At 71.2% G+C, this 4439-nt stretch carries 3 protein-coding genes; 2 read left to right on the top strand and 1 reads right to left on the bottom strand.

What is annotated here, in order from left to right; genetic code table 11:
• The coding region (locus ACFYXS_RS17460; RefSeq protein WP_389248852.1) for a phosphodiester glycosidase family protein at positions 1–2202 on the bottom strand (2202 nt) is incomplete at its 3' end.
• A gap of 279 nt (positions 2203–2481) precedes the next feature.
• Between ACFYXS_RS17460 and ACFYXS_RS17455 the strand changes: the two genes are divergently transcribed.
• Positions 2482–3318, top strand: coding sequence for a phospholipid scramblase-related protein (locus ACFYXS_RS17455; RefSeq protein ID WP_389248850.1), 837 nt, complete (start codon positions 2482–2484; stop codon positions 3316–3318).
• Positions 3319–3445: 127 nt separating this feature from the next.
• Complete coding sequence (locus tag ACFYXS_RS17450) at positions 3446–4321, top strand: sirohydrochlorin chelatase (protein ID WP_389248848.1); 876 nt, start codon at positions 3446–3448, stop codon at positions 4319–4321.
• Positions 4322–4439: the final 118 nt, after the last annotated feature.

The following is a 4439-nucleotide window of genomic DNA, read 5'->3' as shown; positions in this document are numbered from 1 at the left end:
GATCGAGGTCGGCACGTCCGCCTCGATACGGTCCAGGACGAACGTGCCCGCCTTCTGCTGCGAGACGCTGGTGTTGATGCCCTGGAAACCCGAGACCGCGATCGGGAACACCGTATTGGCCGGCAGCGTGAACGTCGCGTACTGCCAGTCGGAGCTCGCGCTCAGGCCAGTGCCGTAGATGCCGTTGCTCTTGCCGTTCCCGTCGTAGAACGCCAGGTAGCTCAGACCGCTGGGCACGCTGATGCTCGACTTGAGCCGCACCCGCAGGCGCAGCGGCTGACCGGGCACCGAGATGCGCTGGGCCGCCGACGCCGCCGTGATGCCGACGTTGCGCATCGCGTTGAAGTCGATCCGCAGGCCCTCAGGGGCCTTGGAGAACGTCGTGGCCGCGGTGCTGTTGTTGCGCCAGCGGGCCAGCACGTCGTCGTCGAAGTCGTAGACCGTCCTGGTCTGCACACCGACCGTGATCGGCAGCTGGACCGACTTACCGCCGGCCGAGACCGTGAGGATCGTGCCCGCGTCGGTGAGCGGGGTGATCCGCAGCTTGCCGTCCACGGCCTTGATGTCGACCACGTCGTGGTCGTAGTCCAGCGAGAGGTCCTGCGGGTCGATCGGGGCGGTGTAGCCCCGGTCGTCGCGGCCGGTCACGGAGACGGTGGTCGCGTCGGCGGGCGTCGCGTCGGCGATCGACAGGCGCTCGGACGACAGCTCGACGGTGTTGACCGGGTGAAGGACGGTGACCTTCTGGTACGCCTTCTGGCCACCCGCCTGCGCCCCGACATTGATCGGGCTGTGCGCGGCGTCGGTCGTGGCCAGGAGCGTGCCGTCCTTGACGGACCCTCCGGATGCCACAGACCACTCCACGGACTTCGGGTCGACCGTCACCGGCGTCTGGTGGCTGTCCACACCCTCCGCGACGAGCGAGCGGTGCAGCCCCGGGAAGACCTTCACGCCGTCATCGGCCGACGCCGCGCCGGGAGCGGGCTTGACGAGGAGCTGGTGCACCTGGCCGTCGCCCTTGGAGACGAACACGCCGACACCGTTCGGGTCATTGCGCTCGTGGCCGTCGGACGGCACGTTGCGGACGGTGGCGTCGTCTTCGCCGAGGCTGCGGGCCACCATGGTGGACGAGCCGCCGCCGTCGAGGTTGACCGCGGTCTCCACGCCCATCGCGGCGAGGTCGCGCGCTTCCTTGTCGATCCCGATGCCGCCCTTGCCGGTGCCGCCCGGGCCGTCCCAAGTGGCGAGGACGAGCGTCTTGCCGCCGTCCTTGAAGCCGAGCGCGGTGCGCGGGGCGATCGAGGTGTCGAGGCCCTTGACGGGCTGGCCGCCGGTGACGATGGTGCCGCCGTGGCCGATCGCGAACTGCATCGTCTTGGCAACGTTGTCGGCGAGCGAGTAGCTGAGCGCCGCCGGGTCACCGGGCTGGAGCGCGCGGATCGCGGCCGCCGAGGCGCCGCGCCCGACGAGCACGAAGCCGCCGTCCGGGATCGCACCGGAACCCGCGGGGCCGTTGGGGGTGACCGACACGACCGCGCCGTCCTTGACCAGGACTTCGGCGATCTGGTCGTTGGCGACGCCCGTCAGGCCGTTGTTGCGGCTGTAGGTGCCCCACGCGGGCGTGAAGGCGACCATGCCGTCGGCGGGGATGCCGCCGCCGTTCGCGGCGTTGATCGACAGGACTTTGTGGTCCGCGCCCGCGAACTTCGCCGTCGTGTTGACCGTGAGGTCCACGAGCTGGGCGACGCCGTCCTTGCTGACACCGACGTGCTTGCGGCCGCCGGAGATGTCGGCCGTCTTGACGAGCTGCCCGTCCTGGATCTCGCCGCCGAGCGCCGCGTTGGAGTTGCCGATGTCGAAGAAGTCGCCGTTCACGCCCGCGACGGCGCCGGCCTTGTCGACGGCCTCGCTGAGCGGCCCACCGGACGCGACCGGTCCGGAGCTCAGCAGGTCCGTGCCGACCGCGCTGTTGGACAGGTCGACGGTCAGGAACTGCGCGTCGTACCAGCCCTTCTGGTCGACCGCCTTGACGTGCTGCAGGCCGATCCCCGGACCGATCTTCTCGGACGTGTTGATCAGCGGTATGCCGCCGGTGACGGGCGCGGGCCGGCTGCTGTCCGCGTACGCCACGGCGGGTGCGGCCGCCAGCGCGGTCGCCGTGGCGAGCACCACGAGCAGTGGCCTTGCACGCCGATGGTTCATGACCATCAATTTCATGGGAACCTCGGGTCGGGAGAGGACGCGGAGGCAACGCCACCGCTGCACCCATGTCGATCATGGGTACGCACCCGATTAGAGAGATCCCGTGAAGAGCGCACATGACGCCTTCACGATCAGTCAATGAACCCTGGCTGTGACCTTGTGTGCACGGCCCGCTGTTGACGCCTCGTCAGAGGCGGCGGCCGTCGCCCCCGGGCACGGGCGTCGCCGATCCGGTGGACCGGCAACCGAACTGTCGGTGGCAGCCGTTACCCTGCCCGGGTGACGACGCAATCGAACACCCCAGCGGGCTGGTACGCGGACCCGCACGGCACTCAGAACCTGCTGCGCTACTGGGACGGGTCCCAGTGGACGGAGCACACCCACGCGGGGCAGCAGCCCCCGCCCTCCACCAAGGAGAACCCCTGGGAGCTGGGTGTCGACGGCGGCCACGACCCCTCGCGCATCCAGCGGCAGGTGCAGCAGCAGGCGGGCCTCGCTCCGGGTGCCGCGGGCGGCGGCACGCTGTTCAGCGAGCCGGTCCTCGTGGTCAACCAGAAGGCCAAGCTCATCGAGCTGAACAACGAGTACAGCGTCTTCGACCAGAACGGCGGCCGGCTCGGCTCGGTGATCCAGGTCGGCCAGAGCACCGCGCGCAAGGTGCTGCGCTTCGTCTCCAGCGTCGACCAGTTCCTGTCGGTCCGCCTGGAGGTGCGCGACGCGCACGGGCAGCCGCAGCTGCTGCTCACCCGCCCGGCGAAGTTCATCAAGTCGAAGGTCGTCGTACAGCGCCCGGACGGCACGACGCTCGGCGAGATCGTCCAGCAGAACGCGATCGGCAAGATCAACTTCGCGTTCGAGGTGAACGGTCAGCAGATCGGGGCCATCAAGGCGGAGAACTGGCGGGCCTGGAACTTCGCGATCGTCGACCACTCCGGGACCGAGGTGGCCCGTATCACCAAGACGTGGGAGGGCCTGGCGAAGACGATGTTCACCACGGCCGACAACTACGTGCTGCAGATCCATCGCCGACTGGAGGAACCGCTGCTCAGCATGGTCGTCGCCTCGGCGCTCACCGTCGACACCGCGCTGAAGCAGGACTCGCGCGGACTGGGCTGACCGGTGCCCGCGGTACGGCGCCGGGCCGAGCGGGCCCGGCGCCGTATCGGGACAGAACCGGACAGGTAACCCCTGCGAAGGACCCGCCCGAACAACAGCGCGCGCAAAGGCACTAGCATGCCTCGCCATGAGCACTGCCGAAGGCCCCGCACCCGGCCTGCCCGTTCGAATGCCGCGCCCCCGCCAGCCCGGGCGGCACCGGCGACCGGAAACGCTGACCACGCCCGAGGGCGCCCCCGCGCTGGTCCTTGCCGTGCCCGGTACGCCTTCCCCCGCGATACGCAGCCTGGCGGAAGAGATCGTCAGCATCGCGCGCATCGAGCTGGCCGGTCTCGACCCCCGCGTCGGCTACGTCGACGGTGACGGCGATGAGTACCCCTCGCTGGAGTCCGTGCTGACCCGGACGGCCGCCGAGCGCGGTGACGACTCCCCCGCGGCGATCGTGGTGCCGCTGCTGGCCGGGCCCGAGCCGTCGGTGATGCGCCGGCTGCGGCAGGCCGTCATGGACAGCCGCTCCGCGGCCGAGGTCACCGATGTGCTGGGCCCGCACCCGCTGCTCGCGGAGGCGCTGCACGTGCGGCTGTCGGAGGCCGGTCTGGCGCGTGCCGACCGTGCCCGGCTGTTCACGGTCGCCACGGCTGCCGACGGCATCATCCTGGCCACCGTGGGCGGCGAGGAAGCGGTCCAGGCCGCCGGCGTGACCGGTCTGCTGCTCGCCGCGCGGCTCGCCGTGCCGGTGCTGCCCGCCGCGCTGGACATCGAGGGCTCGATCGCCGAGGCCGCCGACCAGCTGCGTTCCTCCGGTTCGCTGACCCTGGCCCTGGCGCCGTACGTGGTCGGCCCGGAGGTCGCTCCCGAGGTGCTGCACGACGCGGGTAAGGAGGCCGGCTGCTCGGCCGCCGACGCGCTCGGCCCCTACCCGGCGATCGGCAAGCTCGTGGTCGCCAAGTACACCACCGCGCTGGGCATCCCCCAGTCGCCGGAAGGCGCGCCGATGCCCTGACGGCACGTCCCGTACGACGACGGCGTGGTGGTGGGGGGCCGGGGGGGCCGGGCCGCCCCCCCCCCCACAAGGCGGGGGGGGGCGGGGCGGGCGGGCGCGCGGGCGGGCGGGGGGGGCC

The organism is Streptomyces sp. NPDC002574, from assembly GCF_042889545.1.
GTDB lineage: Bacteria > Actinomycetota > Actinomycetes > Streptomycetales > Streptomycetaceae > Actinacidiphila.
The sequence above is the reverse complement of the archived record's forward strand: the minus strand, read 5'-3'. Positions and strand labels throughout refer to the sequence as shown.